Below are 26,296 nucleotides of genomic sequence, written 5' to 3' on the forward strand. Positions count from 1 at the left end.
GCTCAGGCCGCCTGGCGCCAGGCCGGGAACGGGTCCGGCAAGTCGCGATAGGCTTTGGGGTCGAACGTCTCCGCGTCGTCGGTCGCCACGAGGCACGCATCCAGGGCTTCGGTGAGTGCGTCCCGGTCCATCCCGGTGCCGATGAACACCAATTCCTGGCGCCGGTCGCCCCAGACCTCGCTCCAGACCGCGTCGAGGCGCTCCCGGAACTCGGGCGCTTCCGGCCAGCGTCGGCGCGGCACTGCCGACCACCAGAAGCCCATGGCCGAGACCCGCGCCACGGCGCCGGCTAGCGAGAAATCCCCGACCCAGTCCGGCCGCGTCGCCAGCCAGAAATGGCCCTTGGCCCGGATCAGCCCCGGCCAGGTTTCGTTGACAAAAGCGTTGAAGCGCTGCGGATCGAACGGCCGCCGCGCTCGGTAGACGAAGGACGTGATCCCGTATTCCTCGGTTTCTGGCACGTGCTCGTGCGCGCCGTACAGCGCCTTGAACCAGAGCGGATGCTGTTGCGCCTTCTCCTCCTCGAACAGCCCGGTATCGAGGATCGCGTCGAGGGGTGCGCGCCCGTAATCGATTTCAAGGATGCGCGCATCCGCGTTCAGCCCGCGCACCACCGAGCGGACCAGGGCCAGGTGCGCGTCCGAGACGTCGTGCGCCTTGTTGATCACCACCACGTCGGCGAATTCGATCTGCTCCACCAGCAGGTCCACGAGCGTGCGGGTATCCTCCGCCCCCGCCGTTTCGCCGCGCTCGCGCAGGAACGCGGCCGAGCGGTAATCCTTCAGCAGGTTCACGGCATCGACCACCGTCACCATCGTGTCGAGGCGGGCGACGTCCGAGAGCGCGCGCCCGGCCTCGTCCCGGAACGCGAAGGTCGAAGCGATCGGCAGCGGCTCGGCAATCCCGGTGCCTTCGATCAGCAGCTAGTCGAATCGTCCCGCCTCGGACAGGCGCCGGACTTCGTCCAGCAGGTCGTCGCGCAGGGTGCAGCAGATGCAGCCGTTGGTCATCTCGACCAGGGTCTCGTCGGTTCGAGACAGGCCGGCGCCACCGGCCCGCACGAGGTTAGCGTCGATGTTCACCTCGCTCATGTCGTTGACGATGACGGCGACCCGCCGGCCGTCGCGATTGTTGAGCACGTAATTGAGCAGCGTCGTTTTGCCGGCTCCCAGAAAGCCGGAGAGAACGGTGACGGGAAGGCGTCGATGGAGTTTGGTCATGCCATGATACAAACGTTATAACATTGCATTTTCAACCTTCGGCACACCGTCCCGTCGAAGCCCGCCGTTCCGGGTGTTGTAACGATGTAACGTTTCCGATCGATCACGAGAAGCCGCACGATCGGCCCTTGCATCGATCCGCTCCGAAGCCAGAATGAAACGATATAACACTGTGTGAGTCTCGATGACCTCGACGCGACGCCTTGCTTTCCTGGCCGGCACGATTCTGTCGGCGCCCGTCTACGCCGTCCTGTTCGCCGTGCCGGCGCAGGCGCAGAAGGCCGTGGCCCTCGACGAGATCAGCGTCACCAGCCCGAGCCCGCTCCAGACCGGCCAGCCTGCGGCCGGACCCGCGGCGCCGCTCCAGACCGGCATTCTTCCGGTGGCCACCAACACGTTCTCGCCGGTCACCGTGGTCACCCAGGACCAGATCGCCCGCGACCAGCCCCGGACCCTGGGGGACGCCCTGTTCGACCGGCCGGGTATCTCGTCCACCACCTACGCGCCGGGCGCAGCCTCGCGGCCGATCATCCGCGGCCTCGACAATGCCCGCGTGCGCATCCAGGAGAACGGCATCGTCAACGGCGGCGTCTCGGATCTCGGCGAGGACCACGCGGTCCCGGTGAACCCTCTGGTCTCCGACCGGATCGAGGTGATCCGCGGACCCGCGACCCTGCGCTACGGCTCCGGTGCCATCGGCGGCGTGGTCTCGGCCGACAACAACCGGGTGCCGACCTTCATCCCGGCGAACGGCGTGCAGGGTCAGGTCACCACGGGCTTCTCCAGCGTCGACAACGGCCGGCTCGGCGCCGCCACCGTGGATGCGGGCGGCGACGGGATTGCGGTTCACGCCGACGGCTTCAGGACCGCCAACGACAGCTACGCGATCCCGGGCGGGATCCAGCGCAACTCCTACAACGAGTCGCAGGGCGGCGCGGTCGGCATCTCGGCGATCGGCGACCGCGGCTTCGTCGGCATCTCGTTCAGCCACTACGACGCGATCTACGCGATCCCGGGCGGCGTCGCCGAGCAGAACCGCACCCGCCTGACCCCGAACCAGGACCGGGTCCTGTCGCGGGGCGAGTACCGGCCGCTCGACGGCCCGTTCGAAGTGATCCGCTACTGGGCGGGATACTCGGTCTACCGCCACAACGAGGTCGGCATCGGCGAGGATGGGATCGAGGGTGTCCAGGCGATCTTCAAGAACCGCGAGGCCGAGGGGCGGCTGGAACTCCAGCACGTCCCGGTCGAGACTCCGTTCGGCGTGCTGACCGGGGCGCTCGGCTTCCAGTCGGACCGGCGGGTGATCAACACCCAGCTCGAATCGTTCCTGCCCAAGACCGAATCCCGGGCCAACGCGGTCTACCTGTTCGAGGAGCTGGAGCTGCGCCCCGGCACGCGGCTGCAGGCGGCCGGCCGCTACGAGGTGGACCGATTGTCAAGCATCGCGGCGCAGTTCCCCGCGGACTACGCCCCGGTCGACGGGCAGGATCCGTTCCAGTACGCCCGGACCCGGCGCTTCGCCCCGAAGAGCGCCAGCATCGGCGCCCTGCAGGACCTGCCCCTCGGCTTCGTGGCGAGCCTCAACGGCTCCTATGTCGAGCGCGGACCCACCGGCTACGAGCTGTTCTCGCAGGGGCCGCACGACGCCACCGCGACCTTCGAGATCGGCAACCCGGACCTCAAGAAGGAACGCGCCCGAACCGTGGAGGCCAGCATCCGCCGGGCCGAGGGTCCGCTGCGCCTCGACGCCACCGGCTACTACACGCGCTACACGGGCTTCATCTACCGCAACTTCACCGGGCTCGCCTGCGACGACGACTTCGCGTCCTGCGGCACCGGCACCGAGAATCGGCAGATCGTCTACCAGCAGCAGAACGCCACCTTCTACGGTGCCGAGATCATCGGCCAGTACGACATCCTGCCAGTCGGCAACGGCTTCGCCGGCATCGAGGCCCAATTCGACTTCGTGCGCGCGCAGTTCGACAACGGTACCAACGTGCCGCGCATCCCGCCCTACCGGCTCGGCGGCGGCGTCTACCTGCGGGCCGATGGCTGGTTCGCCCGGGTGAACCTGCTCCATGCCTTCGACCACCAGGCGACCGCCCTTTTCGAGACCCCCACCCCCGGCTACGACGATCTGCGCGCCGAGCTGAGCTACACCAAGGCGGTCGATCCGGCGGTCTACGGGGCGAGCGCGATCACCCTCGGGGTCCAGGGCCGGAACCTGCTCGACGCCGACATCCGCAACTCGACCTCGTTCAAGAAGGACGAGATCCTGCTGCCGGGGCGGAACGTGCGATTGTTCCTGACCGCGCGGTTCTGAGGGCGGGCTGAGACGCCGGCCGCACCGGATATGGTTTCACGCGATGGCCTGCGAGCGCCTCCGTCTGCGCGAGTGCAGCGACGCGACCCAGTAAGGCGCCATCCTCGGACGTGCCGCGCCGCCCTGGGTCGCTTCGTTGCGCGCGTGATGACGATGAAGGAAGCTCACGGTGGCCTCCGTCTGGACAGCATCGGAGGTTTCGCGCTCCGGAAGTGGTGAACCGGTGTCGGCCGCGGGGCTATAAGCGCGTGGCCCCGATGATTCCGACCGGACGACACCTGCATGGCGAGCGCGACTGCACCGATCCGAGTCGGCCTGATCGGCTACGGCTATGCCGGCAAGACCTTCCACGCGCCGCTGATCCGTGCAGTTCCGGCGCTCGACCTCCGATTGGTCGCTTCGCGGGATAAGGCCAAGGTCCAGGCCGACCTTTCCGGTATGCGCGTCATCGCCGATCCCGGTGCGGTCGCCGCCTCGGACAGCGTCGATCTCGTGGTCATCGCATCCCCCAATGACACGCACGCGCCCCTGGCTCGGATCGCCCTGGCGGCCGGCAAGCACGTCGTCATCGACAAGCCCTTCACCCTCGACCTCGCCGAGGCGCGCAGCCTGGTCGCGCTGGCGCGCCGCCATGGCCGGAGGCTGTCGGTGTTCCACAACCGGCGCTGGGACAGCGACTTCCTCAGCGTCCGAACCGCCATCGCGGACGGGGTCATCGGCAAGGTCCGGCATTTCGAATCGCATTTCGACCGGTTCCGCCCCGGCGTCCGTGACCGGTGGCGGGAGGGGGCCGGACCGGGAAGCGGGATCTGGTACGATCTCGGCCCGCACCTCGTCGACCAGGCGCTCCAGCTCTTCGGTCTGCCGGACCGGGTGACCGCGAACCTGGCTCGGCTGCGCAAAGGTGCGCTGTCCGACGATTGGGCCCACGTGGTGCTGGACTATCCGGACGTGCGCGTGGTCCTGCACGCCAGCATGGTGGTCGCCGGTGGATCGCCCCGTTTCGTCGTCCACGGCGAGGGCGGCAGCCTCGTCAAGCAACACCTCGACGGACAGGAGCAGCAGCTTCTCGCCGGCATGGCTCCGGGCGCCCCGGGTTGGGGCCAGGATCCGGACGGGATCGCGGTCCATGACGGGCGCGGCAGCGTGAGGCGCCTGCCCGCATTGGCCGGGGACCAGCGCCGGTTCTACCAAGACGTGGCTCACGGGATCTCCCGGGGCGCCGCCGACCATACGCCGGCGCTGGAGGCCCTCCAGGTGATGGCCTGCATCGACGCGGCTTTGACCTCGGCGCGGACCGGGACGACGGTGGCGCTGCCGCTCGTGCCGGAGGAGCGATCCGCGTCCCAGTTCGCGGAGGATGACCTGGCATCGCCACACGTCTGAGGTCGAAGGGCGCAGGCGAACGCAAGTCGCGGCGGTTCACCTGGACGCGGTTCTTCGAGGCGGCAGAGCGTTAGGCAGCCGTCCACCGAGCAACCGCCCCGTCATCCAGGCTCCGCTCCGCGGCCCTGGACTGCCGGGGCGGTTGCCAAGAGCTGCCCCATTCCGCTCAGCGAGCCCGCGTCGAAACAGTCCGGCCGAGGCGCCGCCAGCCCGCGACGATCCCGGTGACCGCGATCCCGGCGGCGAGCAGGTTCAGGAGCCACTGCGCCGCGTCGCGCAGGGCGGCCCGTCCGCTCAGAAACGGGAAGTCGAGGCGGTGGGGCGCATCGAACAGCCAACGGTTGATGCGACCCGAGCGGTCGAGGCGCTGCAGGATGGTGCCGTCGCGCGGGTCGATATGGAGCCAGGTTGCGTCCGGATCGTCGAAGCGCAGGCGCAGAACCGGCAGGGGACGCGGGTCCACCCCATGCGGATACCAGTAGGCATCGTACGCCCCGAGCAGGCCCGCTGCCCGTAGATGTCCCATGGGGATCGCGTCCGCGGCGGCGGCGGCCAGGGCCGCCGCGTCCGGACCGGGGCCGCCGTCCGGTGCGACAGCGCGGGGGCCGTCCACAGCCTCGGCGACCACCCACCAGCGACCGCCGACCGTGGTGAAGCGCAGCGACCGGGTGTCCGGGCCGGCGAGATCGCGCAGCCGCCCGACATCGAGCCCGAGCGGTCCCGGCGTTCCAGCGTAGGCGCTGCGCAGCGCGGTCGGCGGCGCGCTCGATGCGAACCAGCGGTTCGGGTTCATGGAGATCCAGCCGCTCAGGATGAACGCCCCGAGCCCCAGCCCGCCCGCCAAGCCGAACAGGTGGTGCCAGCGCGCCAGCCCGCGATAGGGCGTGACGGCGCCGTGCGCATAGCGGCGGCGCAGGCGCAGGCGCCAGATCCCGACGACCAAGCCGCTGACCGCCCCGAGGGCGGCGAATCCGGAGAGCCAGAGCAGCACCGCACGCCACAGCTCCGCCCGGGCGCGCAGCGGCGTCAGGTAGATCCAGTGCGGCACCGAACCGAGCCTGTTCCAGGCCCGCTCGAACCGGGTCGTGTCGAGGGCGATCTCCCCGGTTACCGCGGAGACGTAGAGCTCGGTCGCCTCCGGGTCTTCGAAGACGACCTTGTGGAACGGCCGGAGCGGGTCGTAGCGAGCGGTCACGGTCCACTGGTCCCGCTCGACCGGATCGACGCGGGCATCCGGCCGATCCCCGGCGGTGAGCCGCAAGGCCGCCTCCGCATCGACCGGGCCGAGCCGCGCACCGGTACGGCCCGAGACGGTCACCCGCGCTCCGTCGCGGCCTGTGATCCGGTAGACCGGCTCATCGCCGCGCATCTCCAGGGCGAACGCCGCCGGCACGCTCGCGAGGCCGCCGGCGGCGAGGGCCGTGTCCGGTGAGGCCGCGACGGTCTCCCAGTCGATCGGGGCGAGGCGCGCGAGGCGCTCGGCCGCTGTGAGTGCCGGGAACGGCACGTAGAGCATCACCAGTCCGGAGCCGATCCACAGGGCGAAGAACAGGGCCGTGGCGATCCCGGCCCAGCGGTGGACCAGCAGCAGCCAGCGACGCGCGGCTTTGCCGACCCGCTGCCTCACCAAGTCACCGTGTAGGCGACTTCCATCGAGCGCGGCCGGCCGAGCAGCCAGTTGGTGCCGACCCCGTTCACGGCGTTGCCGCTGATCGCGTAGACCTTGTCGAACAGGTTGTAGACCCGCAGGCTCAGGCGCGAATCCGCCGTCACCTGATGGTCGAGCACGAGGTTGACGAGGTGGTAGGCCGGGCGCCGGGCCGTGTTGGAGAAGTCGCTGTAGACCTGGCCGACGTTCTGGAGCCCCACGCGTGCCGTCCAGGCGCGGGCAAAGTCCCAGGTCAGCCAGAGATTGGCGACCCGCTCGGGCACGTCGATCGGCTGGTTGCCGGCATACGAGACGGTCGCGCCGTTCACGCTCTGATTGAACGTATCGTATTGCGCGTGCAGGAGCGCGAGGTTGCCGTCCAGCCGCCAGCCCGGGGCGAGGTGCCAGCCAAGCGCCAGCTCGAAGCCCTGCGAGGATTGCTGGCCGACCTGGGTCGACACGGTCGGCTGACCCGGCACGGTCGAGATCAGGTTGTCCTTGACGATCCGGTATCCGGCAACCGTCCATTCCAGTGCGCCGTCGAATGCGAGGCCCTTGGCGCCGATTTCAACCTGCGTGCCGGTGGCGAGCTGGAACCCTGAGAGCGACTGCGTCAGGGTGATGAGGCTGTTCACCGGGTCGGTCGCGAAGCTGTACTGGGCGTAGAGCGCGCTGTCCGGCGTCGGGTTGTAGACCAGCCCGAACCGGTAGCCGAGCGCCTGATAGGTTTTCTCGAACTGCGATCCGCTCTGCAAATCCTCGCGACGGAGCGTCGGCACGTCCAGGCGCACGCCGGTGAGGAACGAGAGCTTGTCCGACAGGATCACCCGGTCCTCGGCGAAGACCGAGGCCTGGCTGGTCTGTGTCGCGTAGGCCGGCTGCGCCCGCCCGTTCTGCGGGAAGTATCCTGGATCATAGCCTATCAGCGGCACGCTGGTGGTCTGGTCGAAGGTGAAATTGTTCGTGTGGCGGAAGTCGATGTGGTTCACGTCGAACCCGACCGCGAACGCGTTCGGCAGGCCGAACAGGTTGCCCTTGACGCTCGCGTCCAGGCGATTCCCGACCTGTTCCTGGCTGTGGTAGATCTCGGTGTAGCTGCCCCGGTCGACCAGCCCGGTGCCGCGGTTGTAGGTGTATTGCTCGGTATCGAGCCAATGCCGCCGGCTGGTGAGCCGATAGGCCGTATTGCGCACGATGATGTCGTCCGAGGGCGTCCACTCGGTCTTGAACTGGGTCCAGTTATCCGACCAGGTAATCTTCGCGTCGCGGACGTTGTAGTTGTTGAACCGGATCAGGTCCGGGATCCTACCCTCGACCAGGGGCGTGCCCCAGTAGCGCGCCGGCTCCTGGTAGCCGAGGTCGTGGCTCACCGTGACGGCGAGGTCCGGGCTCGGCTGGAACAGCAGGGCGGCCGAGACGGCGAGGTTGCGGAAATCGCCCTCCGGCCGGATCCAGCCATCCGCGCGGTTGCCGCTGACGTTGAGGCGGTACGCGAAGGTGTCGCCGAATTCCTCGCGCCCGAGCGCCCCGCCCGAATCCAGCGCCAGCCGCGCGACGCCGTCGGTGCCGATCACCGCGCGCGCGGTGTTGATCGGCACGAAGACCGGCTTCTTCGGCACCACGTTGATCACGCCGCCGATGGCGCCGTCGCCGTAGAGCACCGAGGACGGGCCGCGCAGCACCTCGATACGCTCGACGTTCCAGGTGTCGAACGGGAACGTGACCGTGTTGGCCCCGACATAGAAGCGTGTGCCGTCGTAGAGCTGCTGGATCGAGTTCGGGCCCGCGAAACCGCGCGACGTGAAGGCGCCGTTGCCGTTGCCCGGCGCCGCGATCGTGGTGATGCCGGTGGCGTCCTGGGTCACGGCTTCGGCGATCGTGTCCTGGCCGCGCAGCCGTGCGCTCTCGCCCGACACGATATCGACGCTCGCCGGCGTCTCCAGCGGCGTCAGCCCGAGCCGGCTCGCGGTCCGGTCGGGCGTGCGCAGGTTCAGCCCGGTCGGTGCAGCGCGGGTCAGGCTGACGCCGCCCTCCCCCTCGACGGAGAGCTGATCGAGGGTCACGGTTTCCTGGGCTGCGGCCGGGCTTGCCAGGAGCGTGAGCATGGCACCGCAGAGCGGTCTACGCCGGCTGCGACGAGGAAGTTTGGATCGCGACATGGTGAGGATAGGTCCGAGCGCGGCGGCCGCCGGTTCAGATGCCCTAATAGCAATGTAATAACATTACAATTGCGGATGCGTGTCTGATCCGGTCCGGTCCACGCGCGGCGGCCCGGGTGAAGGATCGGGCCGCGTGCAAACGCGGCCGGGATCGGCACGACAAGGGAAAGCATCGGGAACCGGGACGCGGGCGCGCTTGCTGTGGCACGTCACCGCGAACGAGGCCTCGCCGACCGCGCTCGCGCACGGCCGTCTCGACACCCGCCAGGACACCCCGCCTGACGCGTTTCGCGTGTGACCACGGCTGACGGCAGGTCTCCTGGCTCGCGGGTCGCCGCCCTCGCACCGTCTTCCCGGGCTTGAGACCCAGTGACGTGGTGGTGAAGGACTCGCCGCTCACAGTTGCGGGGACAGCCGCGGTTTCAGGGCAGGCCCCTCACCGCGTTCCCTTTTGATCCCCGAGGGGAACCGTCGCCGACTAGCGTGGCTGTATGCCGGTGGAACGTCAAGCGTGTGGATATCCGGCCCCCTGCGTGGGCGGCCTGCGATCAGGCGCACGATCGCCTCGCGCGATGCAAATTAAAATCTACTTATTTTACTTTTAGACAACTCAGGAACTTTTTTTGAGCTGTCACGTAAGATTTGCGAGCCGAAATCGGAGGTGTTTTAAGACGGAGCATCGGCTAAAATAGTGGTTTTCGTTCTATCGCTTATTCGCCAAATTTGCAAAACCTGGTAGGAGAATCATTATGAATTCATCCTATGTATTAGGGAATCCCTGTCATCCTGGCGGGTTTGTTCGCCGCAATATCCTTGAGCCGCGTAACCTAACTGTCATGGCTGCGGCCAGCCTGCTCAACGTGACGCGCCAAACGCTGTCCGACTTCTTGAACGAGAAGATCGCTCTTACGGCCGAACTGGCTCTGCGGGTCGAGAAGGTGTTCGGGGCCCGCATGGAGATGCTGATGGAGATGCAGACCCACTACGATATCTCGCGCGCGCGGAAACTCGAACAGAAGGTCGAGAGGGAACTCGCGGGCCGGACCGGCGTCCAGACCCCGACCGAAAGGCCTCAGGTAATCGTCAAGCGCGTCTTCGCGTTTGGGTGAGCTCAATTCGTGGCGACCGGTTCTCCGGGATGCCGGAACGTTACCGGATCTCCCCTGAGCGACGCGGGGTGAACGCGCATTGGTCGGGCTTCCACGCCTTGTCGTCGCTTCTTGGCCGGGACGCACCGCTTTGCGACGCATGATGGACGGCTCCTGAAAACACCTCGGCGCGTTTCCGCGCGGGACCGGGTGACGATCGCAGGGGGACCAGTCCCCATGCCTTGATATCGTTCGTCGTCACGGGCCAAGGCGATCGGCATTCTCCAGATCGGACAGTACCGCGCACGCGACCCTGATCGTGTTTCATCGGAGACATTTGCTCAGGCTGTATCGCGATCAAAATTATCATGCATATTTCTGAAGTTTTGCAGATTAATACAGTCAAATTCTCGATTTATTCGAAATAAATTTGTAAATCTGGATGAGATTGACATGCTGCAATCCGGTTGATATCGGCGATTTGATCGGATCTGCAAGACAATAAAATATATAACCGGCAAAATAAAGTAAGACTGTGGGTGGCTGAGGTAGTCGGCGATTCTGATGTTGCTGATGGAGCGCTGCTTGCGCCCATGTGCCCGTGAGGTCTGCCGCAGTTCCGATCAGTCGATCAAAACGCTCATCCGAAAACGATTGTGTCAATCGACGAAGGAGTCCCAGGTGAACGCTGTCCATCAACCGGCAAATCCGTGTCATCCCGGTCTGTTTGTTCGCCGCAAGGTCTTCGAGCCGCGCAACCTGACCATCATGGAGGCTGCCGGTCTTCTGGGCGTCACGCGTCACGCGCTCACCGACTTTCTCACCGAGAAGACCCCTTTGACTGCCGACCTGGCTTTCCAGATCGAGCAGGCGTTCGGGTACAGCATGGAAATGATGATGGAGATGCAGAAGCAGTTCGACATCGCCGCCGTGCGCAGGCGCGAGCGGAATGTTCGAAACGAGTCAATGTCCAAGGCCTGGTCCCAGGTCGCCGCGACACGGCTCCAGGTTGCGCAGACACGGGCTCATACGTCCGAACGGAAGCACGCCTTCGCGTAACGTTCGCACCTATCGGATCTCGGCTCGAGCGATCGCCGCCGAAGTCGGAGGCGGGTTCGGCATACGTGAGCGCGTTAAATCAAGGCTTTAGAACTGCTCCCGATGGCAACGTGTTCGGGAGCAGATCTAGGGATCATGGAGACCGAAGCTGTCGCAGCCGAGGGCGGGACTGTATGCTCGCCCTGCAAAGCCTCCACTTGTTCGACAGAATAGTCCGAGCAGCCGATAGGCCCGGGTAGGCCCGGAGGGGGTCCAAGGGCTCGCGACGCCCGCTGCGTCGGCGTTCGATGAAGCAGCGGTGAAATAGAACACCCGCTCGACGAAGCTTTCGGCACGTTGGACCCATCTGGTAGAGTGTACGGCCGACAACGAGGCGTTGCGCGCCGCCGCCGGGAGCCACGGACCCTGCACCCCGGGCCGTTGTCGGTTTACGAGCCGCAGCATACCAGGCCGCATGAATGTTTGGCGCCCCCCACCAGAGATTCGCGTGAAGGCGCTGGGCTTGCCCTGGCGCGGGCGCCAGCTGTTCGTCGCCGAGGTCTATACCGACGACGGGCGCCTCAAGGGCGTGCGGCAGCTCGGGGGCAGCGTCGAATTCGTTGAGCCGGCCGAGGCGGCGCTCGTTCGGGAATTCCGGGACGAGCTTGGTCCCACGGTGCGGATCCTCGGCGTCCCGTTCGTGACGGAGAACCTCTACACCCACGAGGGCAGCCCGGGCCACGAGGTGCTGTTTCTGTTCCCGGTTGGCCTGCCGCCGGGCCCGCTCGATACGCGGGAATGCGTCGTCTTCCACGAGGATTGCGGCACGCCGTGCGTCGCCCGCTGGTACGATCTGGACGTCCTCGATCGCGACGGCGGTCCCGCGTTGTACCCGGTCGGACTGAAGGCGCGGCTATTGGCCGAGCGGCGATCGTAGGCGCGCGTACCTGTGCCGAAGGGCGCTTTCCCTGCCGGGCGCACGGTGCGGCTGCTAAACGACGGCGGTGGAATCACCCACGCCGAGCCCGCGTCCGTGCCCTACCCCATCGCCGCGTCCGCCCTCGATCTGATCGGCGGCACGCCGTTGATCGCCCTCGATCGCGTCCATCCCGGGCCGGGCCGCATCCTGGCCAAGGCCGAATTCATGCAGCCCGGCGGGAGTGTGAAGGATCGTGCCGCCCGCGCCATCCTGCTCGCCGCGCGGGCGGACGGCCGTTTGGCACCGGCAGCTCCGGTCGTCGAGATGTCCAGCGGCAATATGGGGGCCGGCCTCGCCGTGGCCTGCGCGGCGCTCGGTCATCCGCTGCTCGTCACCCTGTCGGCGGGGAACAGCCCGCAGCGGGCACGGATGCTGGAGGCGCTTGGCGCGGAGGTCGTGCTGGTGCCGCAGGTCGATGGGGTGCCGGGGCAGGTGACCGGGGCCGATGTCGCGGCTGCCGTCGAGTCGGCGCAACGCCTGGCGGGTAAACGCGGCGGCTTCTATGTCGATCAGTTCCATGCCCCGGAGGGCGTCGCGATCCACCGGGATACGACCGGGCCGGAGATCTGGGCGCAATCCGAGGGGCGGGTCGATGCCTGGGTCGCCTCTGTCGGGACGGGCGCGACGTTTTTGGGTGTCGCCGCAGCGCTCCGGGCGCGCGATCCGCGCGTCGTCTGTGTGGCTGTGGAGCCCGACGGCTGCCGGCCGCTGGCGGGCGAGCTTGTCACCAAGCCGCGTCATGTCCTGCAGGGGACGGGGTACGGCAGCGTGCCGCCGCATTGGGATCCCGGGCTCATGGATCTGGCCGTCGCGGTGACCGACGACGAGGTCGTGCGATGGCGCCGGTTGCTGGCGACGCGGGAGAGTCTGCATGTCGGCTACTCGGCCGCCGCCAATGTCTGCGTCGCCGCCGCCCTGCTCATTTCCGGTCGCCTGCCGGCAGACGCGGTCGCCGTGACGGTGCTGTGCGACAGCGGCCTCAAATACTGATGGTTGTGGCGTCGGCCATCGCCGCCTTTGCCGCTGCGCCCCCGCGATGCTAGAGCCGGGTGACCCCATCGGTCCGGGTCCTCCGCGACGCCGCGGCCGATGCGCCCGGACGTTCCGTCCGAAGCGGAGACGGGTGCTGGCGGAATCATGACGACACGACCACCTCCCCGCGGCGGCCCGAAGGGACGCAAGCCCCCGTCCGGTAAGTTTCAGCCGTATGGCGATCGCGCCCGCACAGGCCCGCGCACCAGCGCCCGCGACGCGGCCGAGCGCGCGGCCCGCAACCGCGGCGACGATGCCGGCGCGCGCGATCCCTGGACCGCACCGGGCACGCCCCACGCTGTGGCGGCTGCGGCTGCGGCTGCGGCCGCCGCCGCTGCCACCGCGAAACCGAGGCCGCGGCCTGCCCGGGTCGAGCGCGACGATGCCGCGCCCCCGCGCAAGGCCCCGCCCCGGCCGAGCGCCAGGCCGGCCGCGAAGGCGTATGCCAAACCCGTCGAGACGCGGCCGGCTGCCCAGCCTTCGCCCCCCGCCCCGCCGGCCGGCCCGACAAGGCGCGAGCAGCGCGCTGCCGCCTCCGCGACCCTCGCCTCCGGGGTGCAGACCCTGACGGTCGAGGCGGACGAGGCCGGCATGCGCATCGACCGCTTCCTCACCGCGCGCTTTCCACTCCTGCCCTTCACACGGGTGCAGAGCATCGTCCGTAAGGGCGAGCTACGGGTCGACGGCAAGCGCGCCAAGCCGAATGACCGGCTGGAGCCGGGCATGAGCGTGCGCGTACCGCCGCTGCGCCTCGACCAGCCGACCGAGCGCCCGCGCAGCGCCGCGCGGGAGCAGGACGATGCCGAGTTCCTGCGCTCGCTGATCCTCTACGAGGATGCCGACATGATGGTGCTCAACAAGCCGTTCGGCCTCGCGGTCCAGGGCGGGTCGGGCACCGTCCGCCACGTCGACGGGCTGCTCGCCGCGCTGACCGGCCCGGACGGCCAGAAGCCGCGCCTCGTCCACCGTCTCGACAAGGACACGGCCGGCTGCCTGATCATCGCCAAGACCCGGTTGGCGGCCGCGACGCTGGCGAAGAGCTTCCGCTCGCGGGCGGCGCGCAAGATCTACTGGGCGCTCACCGCGGGCGTGCCGCGGGTGCGGCAGGGGCGGGTCTCGACCTACCTGGCCAAGGACGAGCCCACCGACGCCGATGCGCGGATGCGGGTGGCCAAGCATGGCGACGAGGGCGCCAGCCACGCGCTGACCTATTACGCGATGGTCGATCAGGCCGCCCAGAAGCTGTCGTGGCTGTCGTTCAAGCCCGTCACCGGGCGGACCCATCAGCTGCGCGCCCACGCGGCCCATATCGGCCACCCCATCGTCGGCGATCCGAAATACTTTTCCGTGGAGAACTGGGAGCTTCCGGGCGGGATCCAGAACCGGCTCCACCTGCTCGCCCGGCGGATCGTGATCCCGCATCCGCGCACCGGCCGGCCCGTGGATGTCAGCGCGCCGCTGCCGCAGCACATGGCCCAGAGCTGGAACCTGCTGGGCTTCGACGCCTCCCGCTACGATCCGATCGTCGAGGCGCCGGAGAGCTGATCGCGCAGCCACGGTACGATGGCCTCTGCCAGCGCCTCGGGGGCCTCCATCGGAAGCATGTGGCCGGAGCCGTCGATCACTATCAGGGCGGCGCCGGGGATGCCGTCTCGCAGCTCCCGCGCCTCGTCGAGGCTGCGCAGGCCGTCCTGGGCTGCTGCCACCACAAGGGTCGGGCAGGCGATCGCGCCGAGCCTGTCCCGGTCGCTCGCCCGCGTCTGTCCGGCCTGGCGCAGGAACACGTCGCCCCCGAGCCGGTCGCCCATGCGGCAGATGCGGGCGATCAGGGCGTCGTCACCGGCCCGGTCCGGATGCACCGATCCACGGATTGCGGACCGGCTGAGCCCGGTGAAACTATGGCGGCGCACGTGCCCGACGGCCGCATCCTTCCGGCGCGCCTGGGCGGGTGTGTCCGCCCGCGCCGAGGTGGCGATCAATACGAGCGCTCCGACCCGCTCCGGTGTGATGCGGGCCATCTCGCGCGCCACGTAGCCGCCCATCGAGAAGCCGATGAGGGCGAAACGGTCCGGCGCCTCCTCGACGACCCGCCGCGCCATCGCCGCGATGCTGTCGTCCCGGCCCAGATCGCCGTGCAGGATCCGCCCGAACGGCGCGAGGCTCGGGGCCATGTCGGCCCACAGGTCCGGATCGGTCATGAAGCCGGGAAGCAGAACGAGGGGCATGGCGCGGTCGTGATCCTCGGTGGCCCGGCGCATCGTCGGTGTCCGAGCGGCGCCCCTCTTTCGAGATGCGGCGCGCGTATCCCTGGTGCAGCGCGGACCGCAGCCTGAAAGTCTCCCGACCGGCACGCCTTGGCAATTGGCCGCCTCGCCTCATATGCTGATCCGCGACCCGCCGTTCCGCCGCGGGGCCGATTTCCCGCGGTTCGAGACCCTGACGCATGAAGCTCGCGACGCTGGCCTGCCTCGCTGTCCTCTGCCTGGTCGGGCCGGCCGCCTACGCCGCGCCGGGCGATCCGCCCAAGCCGGCCGTCCCGGCGAGCCCAGCCCCAGCGGCCAGCGTGCCGAAGTCGGCGCAGCCCGCGCCGGTGGGCGAGGCCCCACAGCCGGCGCCTCCGGCCGCTCCTCCATTGTCCCCTTCGATGTCCCCTTCGGCCGCCCCATCCGCAACCACGCCGCAGGCCGCCCAGCGCCCGGCCTCGAGCGCCCGGGCCGAGCGCCGCCGGCGGTCCTATGCGGCCTGCAACCGCGCCTCCCACCAGCGCGGCCTACGCGGCGGCAAGCGCCGACGGTTCCTGATCCGCTGCCGGCTCGGCTACGAGCGCACGCACGGCCAGCCGGCGCAGCAGAATCCCGGCCAACCGGTACAGCCGGGCCGGAAGCCGTGACCGGTCGTCTCGTGCCGGACGTGACACGGCGATGAAGCTCATCGTGTTCGACGTCGACGGCACCTTGGTCGACAGCCAGCACCTGATCGTCGCCGCCCAGGGGCTCGCCTTTGCGGAGAACGGCCTGCCTGCCCCGGGACGGCGCGAGGCGCTCTCGGTGGTCGGGCTGTCGCTGCCGCAGGCGTTCCGGCGCCTCGTCGGTGAGGACGGGCCGATCGCGGACCTCTCCGAGAGCTACAAGCAGGCCTATAACCGCCTTCGGATCGACCCCGCCTACGAGGAGCCGCTGTTTCCCGGGATGGGCGATCTGCTGGCGCGGCTTCATGCCCGCGACGACGTGCTGATCGGCCTCGCAACCGGCAAGTCCCGGCGCGGGGTCGATCGCCTGATCGCCCATCACGGTTGGGCCGATTGGTTCGCCACCACGCAGAGCGCGGACGACGCCCCCTCCAAGCCCGACCCGACCATGCTGCAGCAGGCGATGGCGGAGGCCGGCTGCACCCCGGACGCCACCATCATGGTCGGCGATACGACCTTCGACATCGGCATGGGCGTCGCGGCCGGTGCCGTGGCGATCGGGGTCGGCTGGGGCTACCACCCGGCCGGCGCCCTTTACGGGGCCGGGGCGGTCACGGTCGTGTCGAGCGCGGGCGCGCTGGAGGGGTTGTTCTCCAGGGGTGAGACCTAGCCTTGCAACGAGGCTCGCAGACGCACCGGAAAGATCCTATCTGGCATCCATGAGCGATGTGACGAACGAGTGGCTCGGCGAACCGGGCGATGGGGAACGTCCCGACCCGGTGCGTGCGGCCCGCGGCCATGCCAAGCCCGCCCTCCCCCGCCGGTTCTACAAGGAGGCCGGCTTCGCCGAAGGGCCGGACGGGTTCCGGTTGACCCTCGACGGCCGTCCGGCCAACACGCCCGCCCGCAATCCGCTGAGCCTGCCCACGCGGGCGCTGGCTGAGAAGGTCGCGGCCGAATGGGCGGCGCAGGACACGGTGATCGATCCGGCCAAGATGCCGCTGACTCGGATCGCCAATACCAGCATCGACGGTGTCGCCCCGCGGCACGCGGCCGTGGTGGAGGATCTCTGCGCCTATGCGGGCACCGACCTGATCGCGTATCGCACCGGAGATCCGGAGCGTCTGGTTTCGGCGCAGGCCGCCGCGTGGGACCCTGTGCTCGACTGGGCTCGGGACACCTTCGGCGCCCGCGTGATCCTCAGCGAGGGCGTGATGCATGTCGAGCAGCCGCCCGACACGGTCCGGTCGCTATCTGAGGCGGTCGCCGCGGTGGAGAGCCCGTTCCGGCTGGCCGGCCTGCACACGCTGACCACGCTGACCGGCTCGCTGCTGATCGCGCTCGCGGTCCTGCGCGGCCGCCTCAGCCCGGCCGAGGCCTGGGATGCTGCCCACGTGGACGAGACCTATCAAGCCGCCGTCTGGGGCCGGGATACTGAGGCCGAGGCGCGGCTGGCGATCCGCCTGGCGGAGTTCGAGGCCGCAGCCGAACTGATCGCCAGCGTCTGAGGGAGGGCCCGGGTGGATTGCGCAGATGCGCTTGCGCAACATGCCCGGACTCGCTGCCACCAGGGCGCAGAACCGGCTGACAGGCTGCGAAGAGTGACTTAGAGTCCGGATATTCCAGCCTTCGGACCATCCATGCGCGTCGATCCTTGCCAAGACAGTCGTTTCGAAGGCGAACTGACGGCACTGCTTTCCGACAAGCAGTCTTCCGACGACGCGTCGGTGCGCGAGGCGCTGTTCGCGGCCCTGTCACGGCTGGAGCGGCAGGCCCTGATCGCCGGCGCCGCGGATACCACTCTGCACAAGATCGCCGAGGCCCGATTCCTGGTCGGTATCCTGCGCAATGCGATGCGCCCGTCGCGGATCGCGCCCCTGCGGAGCCTGCTGCGGCTGGCGGGGGAGACCCGACCACTCGCGGAGGCCGACCCGCCTGAGGCCGGGTTCAAATCCGGCCGCTGCGCCATCCCGGAGACATGCAAGGCGCCTTGAGATCTTAGAGTGTCCCAGGTGTACGATACCCCCTTGTCATCCCGGGGCCGCGAAACGGAGCTCGAAATTGATAGCCGCTGACGGCTCAAGCCTTTGTTATACAGGCGGCTTTGGATCTCGGGCTGCCTGAAGCGACTCGGGATGACAGAGTGAGGGACGCAGATATCGTCGGGATACGGGTTTGAGACGAGACCCCGGAAAAGCGGCAACGGTCTCGAAAATCCTCACCCCGCCGGCTGCGCCAGCGCTGCCCGGACCTTCCCCTCAAGCGAGGCGGGCTTGGCCGACGGCGCGAACCGGGCGACCACCTCGCCGTTCCGCGCGATCAGGAATTTCGTAAAGTTCCACTTGATCGCCCTGGTGCCGAACAGCCCCGAGCGTGCCCGCTTCAGGTGGTCGAACAGCGGGTCGGCGTCAGTCCCGTTCACCGCGACCTTGCCGAGCACCGGGAAGCTGACGTCATAGGTCAGCGCGCAGAAGCTCGCGATCTCGGCCGCGTCTCCCGGCTCCTGGGCGCCGAACTGGTTGCAGGGGAAGCCCAATACCGTCAGACCCTCGGCGCGATGGGCCCGCCACAGGGCCTCCAGCCCGGCATATTGCGGGGTGAAGCCGCAGCGCGACGCGGTGTTGACGATGAGCAGGACCTCGCCGCGATGTTGCGCGAGGGGATAAGGGCTGCCGTCCGCCGCCGGCACGGTGAAATCGTGGATCGTCGTCATGCCCGATCAGTCGGGCAAATGGCCGGATGCCGCAAGGGTGTTACGCGGCCTTCACCTTCTGCACGTCGAAGCTCGGACCTTGCGGGGTCATCCGATCGTGCGAGACGATCCGCTCGTCCGGCCCCACCACCCCGAGGCTGACGTCGCGGTCGGGCAGGACGACCGTGGTGGTCTTGTTGACGTGCACCAGCACGTGGCGCCGGAGGGGCACCGAGGCCGCTGCCCAGCGCTTGAGCTGGCCGTAATAGGGCTCCCGCCGCCAGACGTTCGCTTGGCCGGGATCGACCTGCACGTTCATGTTGCGGGACAGGGGGTCCAGGGTAAGCACCATCTTGGCGCGGTCGGGCTTCCATTCCGGGCCCAGCCAGCTCTCGGTCATCCAGAGGCAGTGGAACGCCCGGCAATGGTCGGGGCGCGTCGCGTGGATCGCGCAGCCCTGGCCGGCCTTGGTATGGCGGCACCACTGGCCCGCGACGCTCTCCACCGCCGGCACGTCGTAAACCTTGCAGCACAGGGTGCAGGCGCCGCAGGCGCGGCCTGGGGCCGGCTGCGCCACGAAGGTTTCGGGCGCGAGGACGGGTGAAGGACCGGAAGTGAGCATGAATCGTGCGTCGCGCGGGTCAAACACGGGGGCATGCATCCGGCAAAGGCCGGGCGCAGGACCGCGGGACTACCTGCACGGGCATCGGGTCGGTAGTGTGGCGGATCCCCTGGGCATGAGGACGGTGCAAACGATGCTCTCGAATCTCGCGACCCGCGACGTCGAAACCCTGCTCCACCCCTACACCAACCTGTCGGCTCACCGACATACCGGCCCGCTGGTCCTGGAGCGCGGCGACGGCGTCCACGTCTACGACACGGAGGGCCGGTCCTACATCGAGGGCATGTCGGGGCTGTGGTGCACCGCGCTGGGCTACTCGAATGCGGAGCTGGTGGAGGCGGCCCGGGTCCAGATGGGCCGGCTGCCTTTCACCCACCTGTTCTCCGGTCGCAGCCACGATCCGGGGATCGAGTTGGCCGAGACCCTCAAGGAGCTGATGCCGGTCCCGACCTCGAAGATCTTTTTCACATCGTCCGGGTCGGAAGCGAACGACACACAGGTGAAGCTGACCTGGTACTACAACAACGCGCTGGGCCGGCCGCAGAAGAAGAAGATCATCGCGCGGCAGAAGGGCTATCACGGCGTCACCGTCGCCAGCGCCTCGATGACTGGCCTCACGGCGAACCACGCCGACTGGGACCTGCCGCTGCCCGGTTTCCTGCACGTCGCTTGCCCGCATTTCTACCGGGGCGCCCTGCCGGGCGAGACCGAGGACGCTTACTCGGCCCGCCTCGCCGACGAGTTGGAGCAGACGATCCTGCGCGAGGGCCCCGAGACGGTCGCGGCCTTCATAGCCGAGCCGGTGATGGGCGCCGGCGGGGCGATCGTGCCGCCGCGCGGCTACTTTGCGGCGATCCAGGCGGTGCTGGCGAAATACGAGGTCCGGCTCATCGCCGACGAGGTGATCTGCGGCTTCGGCCGGCTCGGCACATGGTTCGGCAGCGAGGCGCTGGGGATCCGGCCCGATTCGATCTCCTTCGCCAAGGCACTGACCTCCGCCTACATGCCGCTCGGCGGCGTCAGCATCGACGAGCCGCTCTACGAGGCGATGATCGGCCAGAGCGAGAAGCTCGGCACCTTCGGGCACGGCACCACCTATTCCGGACATCCCGTCGCGGCCGCGGTGGCGCTGAAGGCGATCGAGATCTACCGGCGCGACCGGGTGATCGAGGGCGCGGCCGAGAAGGCGCCGCACTTCCAGCGCCGGCTCTCTGCGCTGGCCGAGCACGACATCGTCGGCGAGGCCGGCGGCATCGGGCTGATCGGCGGGCTGGAGATCGTCGCCGACAAGGCCAGCAAGCGCCAGTACGAGCCTAAGGCCGGTGTGGCCGCCCGCTGCGTCGCCTTCGCGCAGGCCGAGGGCCTGATCGTGCGGGCGCTCACCGGCGACCGGGTCGCCGTCTGCCCGCCGCTGATCATCAGCCCCGACGAGATCGACGCGCTGTTCGACCGGCTCGGCCGGGCGCTCGACCGCACCCGCGACTGGATCCGCTCCGAGGGGCTGGAGGCGGTAGGCTAAGGGTCTGAACCGAGCCTTATCGAGGTGTTTGGCGCGACCTGTCCCTCTTGTCGTGCGACGCCGGGATCCTCGCAGCGGCGCTTCCGGGACCCGCCGCGTCATCCCGGGGCGCCGCAGGCGGGCCCGGGATGACGCGGCGGCGGCTTGGTCGTTCGTTCGATTCCCCCGCTGTCGGCGGAGGCGTGTTCATCGGATGCCCCCGACGACCCCTCACACCGGGTCGCGCTGAGCCTCCGCCTGCGCGGTGGTCTGGATGCCCGTGGCGGTCAACGGCGTGATCCGCAGGGTGGTGATCCGGTTCTTGGCCTTTCGGATCACTTGGAAGCGGAATCCGTGAAAGTTGAAGGCGGTGCCCTGGTCGGGGATGGTCCGGGCTTCGTGGATGACCAGGCCCGCGATGGTGGTGGCCTCGTCGTCGGGCAGGTTCCAGTCCATCGCCCGGTTTAGGTCGCGGATCGGGACGCCGCCATCGACATTGACCGATCCGTCGCCCTGCGGGCGCACGCCCGAGACGGTGACATCGTGCTCGTCGGCGATCTCTCCGACGATCTCCTCCAGGATGTCCTCCAGGGTCACGAGGCCCATGACCTCGCCGTACTCGTCGACCACCAGGGCGAAGTGGGTCTTCTTGGTCAGGAACGCCTTGAGCTGGGCGCGCAGCGACGTCGTTCCCGGCACGAACCAGGTCTCCAGCGCCAGGGCCTCGACCTTCAGCCCCGAGGCGTCGCCGCCCGCCGCATCGAGGGCCCGCAGCAGATCCTTGGCGTGGAGCACGCCCACGATGTTTTCGAGCGTGCCGCGCCAGAGGGGCATGCGGGTATAGGGCGAGGCCAGCACCGCCCGGACGATGTCCTCGGAGGGCTGGTCGGCGTCGATCGCCCGCATCTTGGTGCGGTGGACCATCACGTCCGAGACCGACAGGTTCGATAGGTCGAGCAGGCCGCCGAGCATGTCGCGCTCGGCCTTGGCGACGCCACCCTCCCGGTGCATCAGCGCCACCTGCCCACGCAGCTCCTCGGAGGCGGTGAGGATCGACTGGTGCTCGCCGATGGTGATGCCGAACGGCTTCAGCATCAGCCGAACCAAGTGCTCGATGGAGATCGCCGCCGGGCCCATGATGGCGACCGCGAAGGCTACCGGCCGGGCCATCAGCAGGGCCGCCTTGTCGGGCTTGGAGATGGCCAGCGTCTTCGGCAGTACCTCGGCGAAGACGATGACCAGCACCGACATGCCGACGGTCGCGTAGATCACGCCGTTCTTGCCGAACAGGGCGGTGAGCACGCTGGTGGTGAAGGCCGAGGCGCCGATCGCCACGATGTTGTAGCCGATCAGCATCGCGCCGATGAAGCGCTCCCGGATCGCCAGAATGCGGTTGACGATCGCCGCCCGCGGGTCGCCCGACTGTTCGAGGGCGTGCATCCGCGCCCGGGAGGCGGCCGTGAAAGCGGTCTCGGCGCCCGCGAAGAAGGCCGAGAGCAGCAGTGAGATCACCACGATGCTCGCGGCGAACCACAGGTCGATATGGGTGTCCATCGGTTCCAAGAGGCACGACTCGGGCGGCAGGAAGGCCGCCCATATAGCGTCTCGTTCGAGTTATTGCGCGCCGATCCGGCGCACCGTCCACGTCGCCCAGTAGACCGGCCGCCCGTACAGGGTCGAGGCATCGCGCCCTGAGGCCGTCGGTGCCAGCCGGTCGAGCCAAGTCAGGAACCCGGCCTTGCCCGGATAGATCGCCGGGGTGTCGAGATTGCCCTGCGCATCCGTCATCCAGAAATGCGCGCTGCGGTCGTAGCGGCCGGTGCCGTCGCCCCCTGAGCGGAGCCCGAGATAAGCCGGCGAGCGGCCGGCCGCCACCGGGTCAGCGTAGAGGGTGAGTGCCCCGATCCCGTCGAGGTTCATGTCGGGCGTGTATTGCAGGCAGATGTCGGCCACGGGCCCCCCCGGGGCGTTGGCCGGGCGTTGGCAGGTGTAGGACACCGCCCAGCGCTGCATGCCCTTGGCGCGCGCTACCCGGACGATGCTCCCGGGCGGCAGCGGCCCGGCGAGACTTTTCGCCGCCGACCAAACCTTCGCGGCCGAGAGGTCCTTCGAGGTGCGCAGGTAGAGCGCGGTGCGGCGCTTCTCGGGGGCGAGCCCGCAATCCTCGGGCAGTACGTCCGTGTAGACGTAGTGGTAGGTGCGGTCGACCACGCTAATCGAGCCCGCGAGCCCGTGGGTCTCGAAGGCCGGCGCCGGGCAGGACGAGGCGATCGGCTTGCCGGCCTCGTCGGCCACCGGGGCGGGGGTCGGCGGCGTGCCGCGACCGCCGGGGGTGAACGGCGTCCAGGCCAGCCCGTAGCCGTCCGGGCTGCGCGTGCGGATCTCGAAGGTCTGGAAGTCGAGGGTGCGGGCCGCGATCTGCACCCGTCGCCTGATGTCGGCCGGCTGGTCGGCGGCCTCGTCCCGCGCGGATTTGCGGCGCCCGCGCCGCCGGCCCGCCGACTCGGGTTCCGGGTCGCCGCCGACATTCACCCGCTCCTGCCCGAGCAGGAAGACGTAGCTGTAGGCCTCCCCGGCCCAATCGCGGCCCGAGACCGCGATCGGGTCGCGGGGGCCGATACCCTCGGCGGTCGGAAGTGGCTCGGACCAGCCGCGGCCCCGCGCACGCTCCTCGGGGAGATCGACCCAGAACCGGTCGGCCGAGGGCGGCAGCGTCGTGGCCAGCGCCTCCGGGCTGCGCCCGGTGCGAAGGGACCCACCGTCGCGGCTGTCGGTGGCGCGCCGCTCCGGGCAGGGCTCGTCCCGCCGGCGCGACGCCAGCGGGCTCTGGCCCTGAAAGATCATCTGCAGCGGCCCCGGCGTCTCCGCGCGCGGCAGCCGCAGGATCTGGACGCCGCGCACGAATGCGCAGGGCGCCGGCGCGATCAGCACGCCCTCTGCCTCGGTCCCGTCGCGGCAGATCTCCAGGCCGCCGCCCCCGGTTACGTAGCAGCTCGGCGCGCTGGCCTCGGCGGCCCGAGCCTCGGCCGGAGGCGGTGCTGCGACGAAGCCGAGCACCAGGGCACCGAGCAGCGCCGCGGTCCGCGACGGCAAACACCAGGGCTTGTCGTGGTTGTTAGACTGACAATCCACGGTATCGGCAGGCGTCGTCGCGGCGGCGTTCAAAGATGTCACGTCTATCGCCGCTGTCGTTCGGGTTGTTGGAAAGGATCGGCAGCCTCTAGCCTATGGTCCGGCAAGCGGAAAGCGGCGTGGACCACGCATGCCGGGGCCGGCGTGGCACCTGTCGCGTTCGGCGAGGCGAACCCGGCGGCCACTCGCCCGTTGTCGCGGCTTGAGGGCGGAAACGTCCGACCCAGTCAGCGTCCGGAGACCAGCGCATGGATATCGCCGTCGAGACCGTCACCGACATCGTTCTGCGGCTGCGCGCCATCGAGGTGAAGGAGGGCAACACCGATCCGGATTCGGGCTCGAACCCGATCGACGACGGCTCCACCGACGTACTCATCTCGGGCACCGACGACGCAACGGAATCCGAGGTCCGCGGCGCCATCGCGGGCCTCGACGACGACGCCCGTGCCGAACTGCTCGCCCTCCTGTATGTCGGCCGCGGCGACATGGAGCCGGAGGAGTGGGGCGAGGCGGTCCGCTTCGCCCGCGAGCGCGAGGCCGCGGGCGAAGGCGCCGTGAAGGAATTGCTGGGAGCGCCCGATGCCGGCGACCTCCTGGAGGAGGGCCTCGACGCGATGGGGCTGACCCCCGAATTGCCGCAAGCCTGAGCCGCTCGACGGAGACCGGCCCCATGGCTTCACGGGTTCGCCGCGGCGCCACCAAGGCGCTGCGGGTCCTCACCCGCCCGGTCCGTCGCGCCCAGGGGCACGGCGGCGCCGGCCTCGGCGGGCTCGTGGTCGAGCCTTATCGCGGCTACGGCTCGCGCGATGAGATCTTCATGATCGGCCGGGTGTTCCGGCAATCGCCCGGCATCCCCGGAGAGGACCCGGATTCCTTCAGGGCCCAGTGGCGCGACCTGCGCCGCCGCATCGCCCGGCGCACGGTGGCGGGCGCTGCGATCACGGCCCGGTTCGGCGGGGACGCGACCCGGGTCGAGACCGACCGCGATGGCTATTTCCGCCTGCGTCTCCAACCGCGCGACCTGCCGGGGCAGCCTGGCGCATGGCATCCGGTGGACCTCGTCCTCGAAGATACGACACCGATCCCCGCCGAGGGCGCGGTGTTCATCCCGCCAGACGGCTGCCGCTGCGTGGTGATCAGCGACATCGACGACACGGTGATGCACACCGGCGTCGCCAACAAACTGAAGATGCTCTGGCGGCTGTTTGTGGAGGATGCCGACAGCCGGGTTGCGTTCCCGGGTGTCGCCGCCCTGTATCGGGCCCTGCACGCGGGTGCCGGCGGAGCCGAGGGCAACCCGATGCTCTACGTCTCCCGTGCGCCCTGGGGCCTCTACGAGATGCTGTCGGAGTTCTTCCAGCGGCACGGCATCCCGGTTGGCCCGGTGCTGTTCCTGCGGGAATGGGGCCTGTCCTGGACGCACCCGCTGCCGCGCCGGGCCACCGATCACAAACAGGCGCTGATCCGGCACATGCTGTCGCTCTACCGCGACCTACCTTTCGTGCTGATCGGCGACAGCGGCCAGCACGATCCGGAGGTCTATGCGCAGATCGTCGAGGAGCATCCCGGGCGGGTGCTGGCGGTCTACATCCGCAACGTCTCCAACGGTGCCACCCGGGTCGAGGAGATCGTCCGGCTGGCCGGCGCCGTGGCCCGGGCGGGCTCCAGCCTCGTGCTCGCCGCCGACAGCGTCGCCATGGCGGAGCACGCGGCCGGGATTGGGCTGATCACCGCGGACGCGGTCGCCCGGGTCGCCGACGAGCATGCCGGCGCCGACACCCCACCGCGCCGCGAGACCGCAAGGATCACCGCCGAGCCCGGCGGAACCACCACCGAGGCCGCGATCTCGCCCGACGCCGTGGCGGATGCCCTGGTCGGCGACGGAACCGTGCCGGCCACCGTCGTCGTGGAGCCGGAATGCCCGGCCTCCCTGCCCCGGGCGACGGTGTGATGATTTAGGGGAAGATGAGGGGATTTTTCCGGGCTTGCGGAAGCCTAGGCCGTCACCGCGGAATGCGTGCAGCCGGGATCGAGGCCGGTCTTCAGCGGATCGACGGCACGTTGCAAGCCCAGCACCTCACGGCCCCGGGTGCTCCGGAAGCCAAGACGATGATCGACGCGATGGCCCGGCTCCCGGACGCGCATCTGGCCCGCTGAGAGCCCGGGGCTCGGCACCTTGTGGTGAGCAACGCTCTCCCCATGTTGCAATGCAGCATTTCAGAGAACGCGCTTCTCGTTCCGAGCGGGCCTCCTAGGTTGGAGCGCTCGCGTGCCGGCCCCCACTCGTGTCGATCCCCGGAGCCCCTCCGTGCAAACCTATACCCTCGCGATTGCCGACGGCGTGCTGTTCGCCTGCCTGCCCGACGAGGCCGACATCTCGGCCGCGATCACCGAGGCCGCGGCGACCAATTACGGCTTCGGCCTGAACCTCGACATCGTCCGCGGCGCGACGCTCACGAACGCCAAGGCGCCGGAGGACGAGGTCGTCTGGCAGGAAGGCTCGGACAGCGAACTGCTCGATGAGCAGGGGCGCCGCTACCGCTACGCGGTTCGCCGTCACTCCTGATC

Annotated in this window: 23 protein-coding genes, 1 pseudogene and 1 riboswitch; of the genes and pseudogenes, 16 read left to right on the plus strand and 8 right to left on the minus strand. The window is 69.0% G+C overall.

Annotated elements, in window-relative coordinates:
- Positions 1-2: 2 nt before the first annotated feature.
- Positions 3-1,220, minus strand: a pseudogene (zigA, locus tag ACYQPG_RS22755) (zinc metallochaperone GTPase ZigA).
- Positions 1,221-1,404: 184 nt separating this feature from the next.
- Between zigA and ACYQPG_RS22760 the strand changes: the two are divergent.
- Entirely contained in the window at positions 1,405-3,546 is a 2,142-nt protein-coding gene (locus ACYQPG_RS22760) for a TonB-dependent receptor (RefSeq protein ID WP_461231813.1), read from the plus strand.
- Positions 3,547-3,828: 282 nt separating this feature from the next.
- Complete coding sequence (locus tag ACYQPG_RS22765) at positions 3,829-4,932, plus strand: oxidoreductase (protein ID WP_419830284.1); 1,104 nt, start codon at positions 3,829-3,831, stop codon at positions 4,930-4,932.
- Positions 4,933-5,098: 166 nt separating this feature from the next.
- Here ACYQPG_RS22765 and ACYQPG_RS22770 read toward each other — a convergent pair whose 3' ends face one another.
- On the minus strand, positions 5,099-6,559 hold the full coding sequence (locus tag ACYQPG_RS22770; RefSeq protein ID WP_461231814.1) for a PepSY domain-containing protein: 1,461 nt from the start codon (positions 6,557-6,559) through the stop codon (positions 5,099-5,101).
- Positions 6,556-8,739 carry a TonB-dependent receptor gene (locus ACYQPG_RS22775; protein ID WP_461231815.1) on the minus strand — a complete coding sequence of 728 codons (2,184 nt, stop codon included), beginning with the start codon at positions 8,737-8,739 and terminating at the stop codon, positions 6,556-6,558. Before ACYQPG_RS22775 ends, ACYQPG_RS22770 begins: the two co-directional genes overlap by 4 nt.
- 292 nt (positions 8,740-9,031) lie before the next feature.
- Positions 9,032-9,227: riboswitch (cobalamin riboswitch) on the minus strand.
- A gap of 261 nt (positions 9,228-9,488) precedes the next feature.
- Here ACYQPG_RS22775 and ACYQPG_RS22780 point away from each other — a divergent pair.
- The 5 genes from ACYQPG_RS22780 (at position 9,489) to ACYQPG_RS22800 (ending at position 14,421) form a co-directional block, all read left to right on the plus strand.
- Positions 9,489-9,848 (plus strand): HigA family addiction module antitoxin, encoded by a 360-nt coding sequence (locus tag ACYQPG_RS22780; protein ID WP_461231817.1) that lies wholly within the window; start codon positions 9,489-9,491, stop codon positions 9,846-9,848.
- Between the two features lie 543 nt (positions 9,849-10,391).
- A complete protein-coding gene (locus ACYQPG_RS22785) occupies positions 10,392-10,886 on the plus strand; it encodes a HigA family addiction module antitoxin (RefSeq protein WP_246692603.1) in 495 nt (164 codons plus the stop codon).
- 487 nt (positions 10,887-11,373) lie between these two features.
- Positions 11,374-11,802, plus strand: coding sequence for an NUDIX hydrolase (locus ACYQPG_RS22790; RefSeq protein WP_461231818.1), 429 nt, complete (start codon positions 11,374-11,376; stop codon positions 11,800-11,802).
- 96 nt (positions 11,803-11,898) lie between these two features.
- Positions 11,899-12,834, plus strand: a complete 936-nt coding sequence (locus tag ACYQPG_RS22795) for a PLP-dependent cysteine synthase family protein (protein WP_461231820.1) — start codon at positions 11,899-11,901, stop codon at positions 12,832-12,834.
- A 147-nt stretch (positions 12,835-12,981) separates the two neighbouring features.
- Positions 12,982-14,421, plus strand: a complete 1,440-nt coding sequence (locus ACYQPG_RS22800) for an RluA family pseudouridine synthase (protein ID WP_461231821.1) — start codon at positions 12,982-12,984, stop codon at positions 14,419-14,421.
- On the opposite strand, the gene ACYQPG_RS22805 is transcribed toward ACYQPG_RS22800, so the two are convergent.
- Positions 14,388-15,101: an alpha/beta fold hydrolase gene (locus ACYQPG_RS22805; protein WP_461232500.1), complete on the minus strand. Its 714-nt coding sequence runs from the start codon at positions 15,099-15,101 to the stop codon at positions 14,388-14,390. The two genes, ACYQPG_RS22800 and ACYQPG_RS22805, sit on opposite strands and share 34 nt — an antisense overlap.
- A gap of 218 nt (positions 15,102-15,319) precedes the next feature.
- On the opposite strand from ACYQPG_RS22805, the gene ACYQPG_RS22810 reads away from it, so the two are divergent.
- The 4 genes from ACYQPG_RS22810 (at position 15,320) to ACYQPG_RS22825 (ending at position 17,778) form a co-directional block, all read left to right on the plus strand.
- On the plus strand, positions 15,320-15,766 hold the full coding sequence (locus tag ACYQPG_RS22810) for a hypothetical protein (protein WP_147910095.1): 447 nt from the start codon (positions 15,320-15,322) through the stop codon (positions 15,764-15,766).
- 31 nt (positions 15,767-15,797) lie between these two features.
- Positions 15,798-16,454, plus strand: a complete 657-nt coding sequence (locus ACYQPG_RS22815; protein WP_147910094.1) for an HAD-IA family hydrolase — start codon at positions 15,798-15,800, stop codon at positions 16,452-16,454.
- A gap of 49 nt (positions 16,455-16,503) precedes the next feature.
- Positions 16,504-17,292: an ATP12 family chaperone protein gene (locus ACYQPG_RS22820; RefSeq protein WP_461231822.1), complete on the plus strand. Its 789-nt coding sequence runs from the start codon at positions 16,504-16,506 to the stop codon at positions 17,290-17,292.
- Positions 17,293-17,424: 132 nt separating this feature from the next.
- Positions 17,425-17,778 carry a hypothetical protein gene (locus ACYQPG_RS22825; RefSeq protein WP_419830293.1) on the plus strand — a complete coding sequence of 118 codons (354 nt, stop codon included), beginning with the start codon at positions 17,425-17,427 and terminating at the stop codon, positions 17,776-17,778.
- 224 nt (positions 17,779-18,002) lie between these two features.
- On the opposite strand, the gene ACYQPG_RS22830 is transcribed toward ACYQPG_RS22825, so the two are convergent.
- A complete protein-coding gene (locus ACYQPG_RS22830) occupies positions 18,003-18,497 on the minus strand; it encodes a glutathione peroxidase (RefSeq protein WP_147910091.1) in 495 nt (164 codons plus the stop codon).
- A gap of 40 nt (positions 18,498-18,537) precedes the next feature.
- Positions 18,538-19,098 carry a hypothetical protein gene (locus tag ACYQPG_RS22835; RefSeq protein WP_147910090.1) on the minus strand — a complete coding sequence of 187 codons (561 nt, stop codon included), beginning with the start codon at positions 19,096-19,098 and terminating at the stop codon, positions 18,538-18,540.
- A 133-nt stretch (positions 19,099-19,231) separates the two neighbouring features.
- Here ACYQPG_RS22835 and ACYQPG_RS22840 point away from each other — a divergent pair, with 133 nt between their 5' ends.
- Entirely contained in the window at positions 19,232-20,617 is a 1,386-nt protein-coding gene (locus ACYQPG_RS22840; RefSeq protein WP_419831069.1) for an aminotransferase, read from the plus strand.
- A gap of 210 nt (positions 20,618-20,827) precedes the next feature.
- Here ACYQPG_RS22840 and ACYQPG_RS22845 read toward each other — a convergent pair whose 3' ends face one another.
- Both ACYQPG_RS22845 and ACYQPG_RS22850 read right to left on the minus strand, forming a co-directional pair.
- Positions 20,828-22,150 (minus strand): HlyC/CorC family transporter, encoded by a 1,323-nt coding sequence (locus tag ACYQPG_RS22845; RefSeq protein WP_147910089.1) that lies wholly within the window; start codon positions 22,148-22,150, stop codon positions 20,828-20,830.
- A 60-nt stretch (positions 22,151-22,210) separates the two neighbouring features.
- The gene (locus tag ACYQPG_RS22850) at positions 22,211-23,728 is read right to left on the minus strand and encodes a hypothetical protein (RefSeq protein WP_419830294.1); all 1,518 of its coding nucleotides are present in this window, start codon (positions 23,726-23,728) and stop codon (positions 22,211-22,213) included.
- 248 nt (positions 23,729-23,976) lie between these two features.
- On the opposite strand from ACYQPG_RS22850, the gene ACYQPG_RS22855 reads away from it, so the two are divergent.
- The 4 genes from ACYQPG_RS22855 to ACYQPG_RS22870 all read left to right on the plus strand — a co-directional run bounded on the left by ACYQPG_RS22855 (position 23,977) and on the right by ACYQPG_RS22870 (position 26,294).
- Entirely contained in the window at positions 23,977-24,375 is a 399-nt protein-coding gene (locus ACYQPG_RS22855; RefSeq protein ID WP_147910087.1) for a DUF3775 domain-containing protein, read from the plus strand.
- 23 nt (positions 24,376-24,398) lie between these two features.
- The gene (locus ACYQPG_RS22860; protein ID WP_147938153.1) at positions 24,399-25,679 is read left to right on the plus strand and encodes an App1 family protein; all 1,281 of its coding nucleotides are present in this window, start codon (positions 24,399-24,401) and stop codon (positions 25,677-25,679) included.
- A gap of 62 nt (positions 25,680-25,741) precedes the next feature.
- A complete protein-coding gene (locus ACYQPG_RS22865; protein ID WP_187278331.1) occupies positions 25,742-25,885 on the plus strand; it encodes a hypothetical protein in 144 nt (47 codons plus the stop codon).
- Between the two features lie 151 nt (positions 25,886-26,036).
- Positions 26,037-26,294 (plus strand): hypothetical protein, encoded by a 258-nt coding sequence (locus ACYQPG_RS22870; RefSeq protein WP_147910085.1) that lies wholly within the window; start codon positions 26,037-26,039, stop codon positions 26,292-26,294.
- Positions 26,295-26,296 lie beyond the last annotated feature (2 nt).

Source organism: Methylobacterium sp. CM6246 (assembly GCF_054818005.1).

Bases quoted from the DNA above. Each gene is read 5' to 3' on its own strand.
- ACYQPG_RS22760 (WP_461231813.1), top strand. From the start codon at position 1,405: ATGACCTCGACGCGACGCCTTGCTTTCCTGGCCGGCACGATTCTGTCG.
- ACYQPG_RS22860 (WP_147938153.1), top strand. From the start codon at position 24,399: ATGGCTTCACGGGTTCGCCGCGGCGCCACCAAGGCGCTGCGGGTCCTC.
- ACYQPG_RS22775 (WP_461231815.1), bottom strand. From the start codon at position 8,739: ATGTCGCGATCCAAACTTCCTCGTCGCAGCCGGCGTAGACCGCTCTGC.
- ACYQPG_RS22840 (WP_419831069.1), top strand. From the start codon at position 19,232: ATGCTCTCGAATCTCGCGACCCGCGACGTCGAAACCCTGCTCCACCCC.
- ACYQPG_RS22820 (WP_461231822.1), top strand. From the start codon at position 16,504: ATGAGCGATGTGACGAACGAGTGGCTCGGCGAACCGGGCGATGGGGAA.
- ACYQPG_RS22810 (WP_147910095.1), top strand. From the start codon at position 15,320: ATGAAGCTCGCGACGCTGGCCTGCCTCGCTGTCCTCTGCCTGGTCGGG.
- ACYQPG_RS22805 (WP_461232500.1), bottom strand. From the start codon at position 15,101: ATGCCCCTCGTTCTGCTTCCCGGCTTCATGACCGATCCGGACCTGTGG.
- ACYQPG_RS22865 (WP_187278331.1), top strand. From the start codon at position 25,742: ATGCGTGCAGCCGGGATCGAGGCCGGTCTTCAGCGGATCGACGGCACG.
- ACYQPG_RS22815 (WP_147910094.1), top strand. From the start codon at position 15,798: ATGAAGCTCATCGTGTTCGACGTCGACGGCACCTTGGTCGACAGCCAG.
- ACYQPG_RS22780 (WP_461231817.1), top strand. From the start codon at position 9,489: ATGAATTCATCCTATGTATTAGGGAATCCCTGTCATCCTGGCGGGTTT.
- ACYQPG_RS22825 (WP_419830293.1), top strand. From the start codon at position 17,425: ATGCGCGTCGATCCTTGCCAAGACAGTCGTTTCGAAGGCGAACTGACG.
- ACYQPG_RS22800 (WP_461231821.1), top strand. From the start codon at position 12,982: ATGACGACACGACCACCTCCCCGCGGCGGCCCGAAGGGACGCAAGCCC.
- ACYQPG_RS22765 (WP_419830284.1), top strand. From the start codon at position 3,829: ATGGCGAGCGCGACTGCACCGATCCGAGTCGGCCTGATCGGCTACGGC.
- ACYQPG_RS22845 (WP_147910089.1), bottom strand. From the start codon at position 22,150: ATGGACACCCATATCGACCTGTGGTTCGCCGCGAGCATCGTGGTGATC.
- ACYQPG_RS22835 (WP_147910090.1), bottom strand. From the start codon at position 19,098: ATGCTCACTTCCGGTCCTTCACCCGTCCTCGCGCCCGAAACCTTCGTG.
- ACYQPG_RS22785 (WP_246692603.1), top strand. From the start codon at position 10,392: ATGTTGCTGATGGAGCGCTGCTTGCGCCCATGTGCCCGTGAGGTCTGC.
- ACYQPG_RS22855 (WP_147910087.1), top strand. From the start codon at position 23,977: ATGGATATCGCCGTCGAGACCGTCACCGACATCGTTCTGCGGCTGCGC.
- ACYQPG_RS22830 (WP_147910091.1), bottom strand. From the start codon at position 18,497: ATGACGACGATCCACGATTTCACCGTGCCGGCGGCGGACGGCAGCCCT.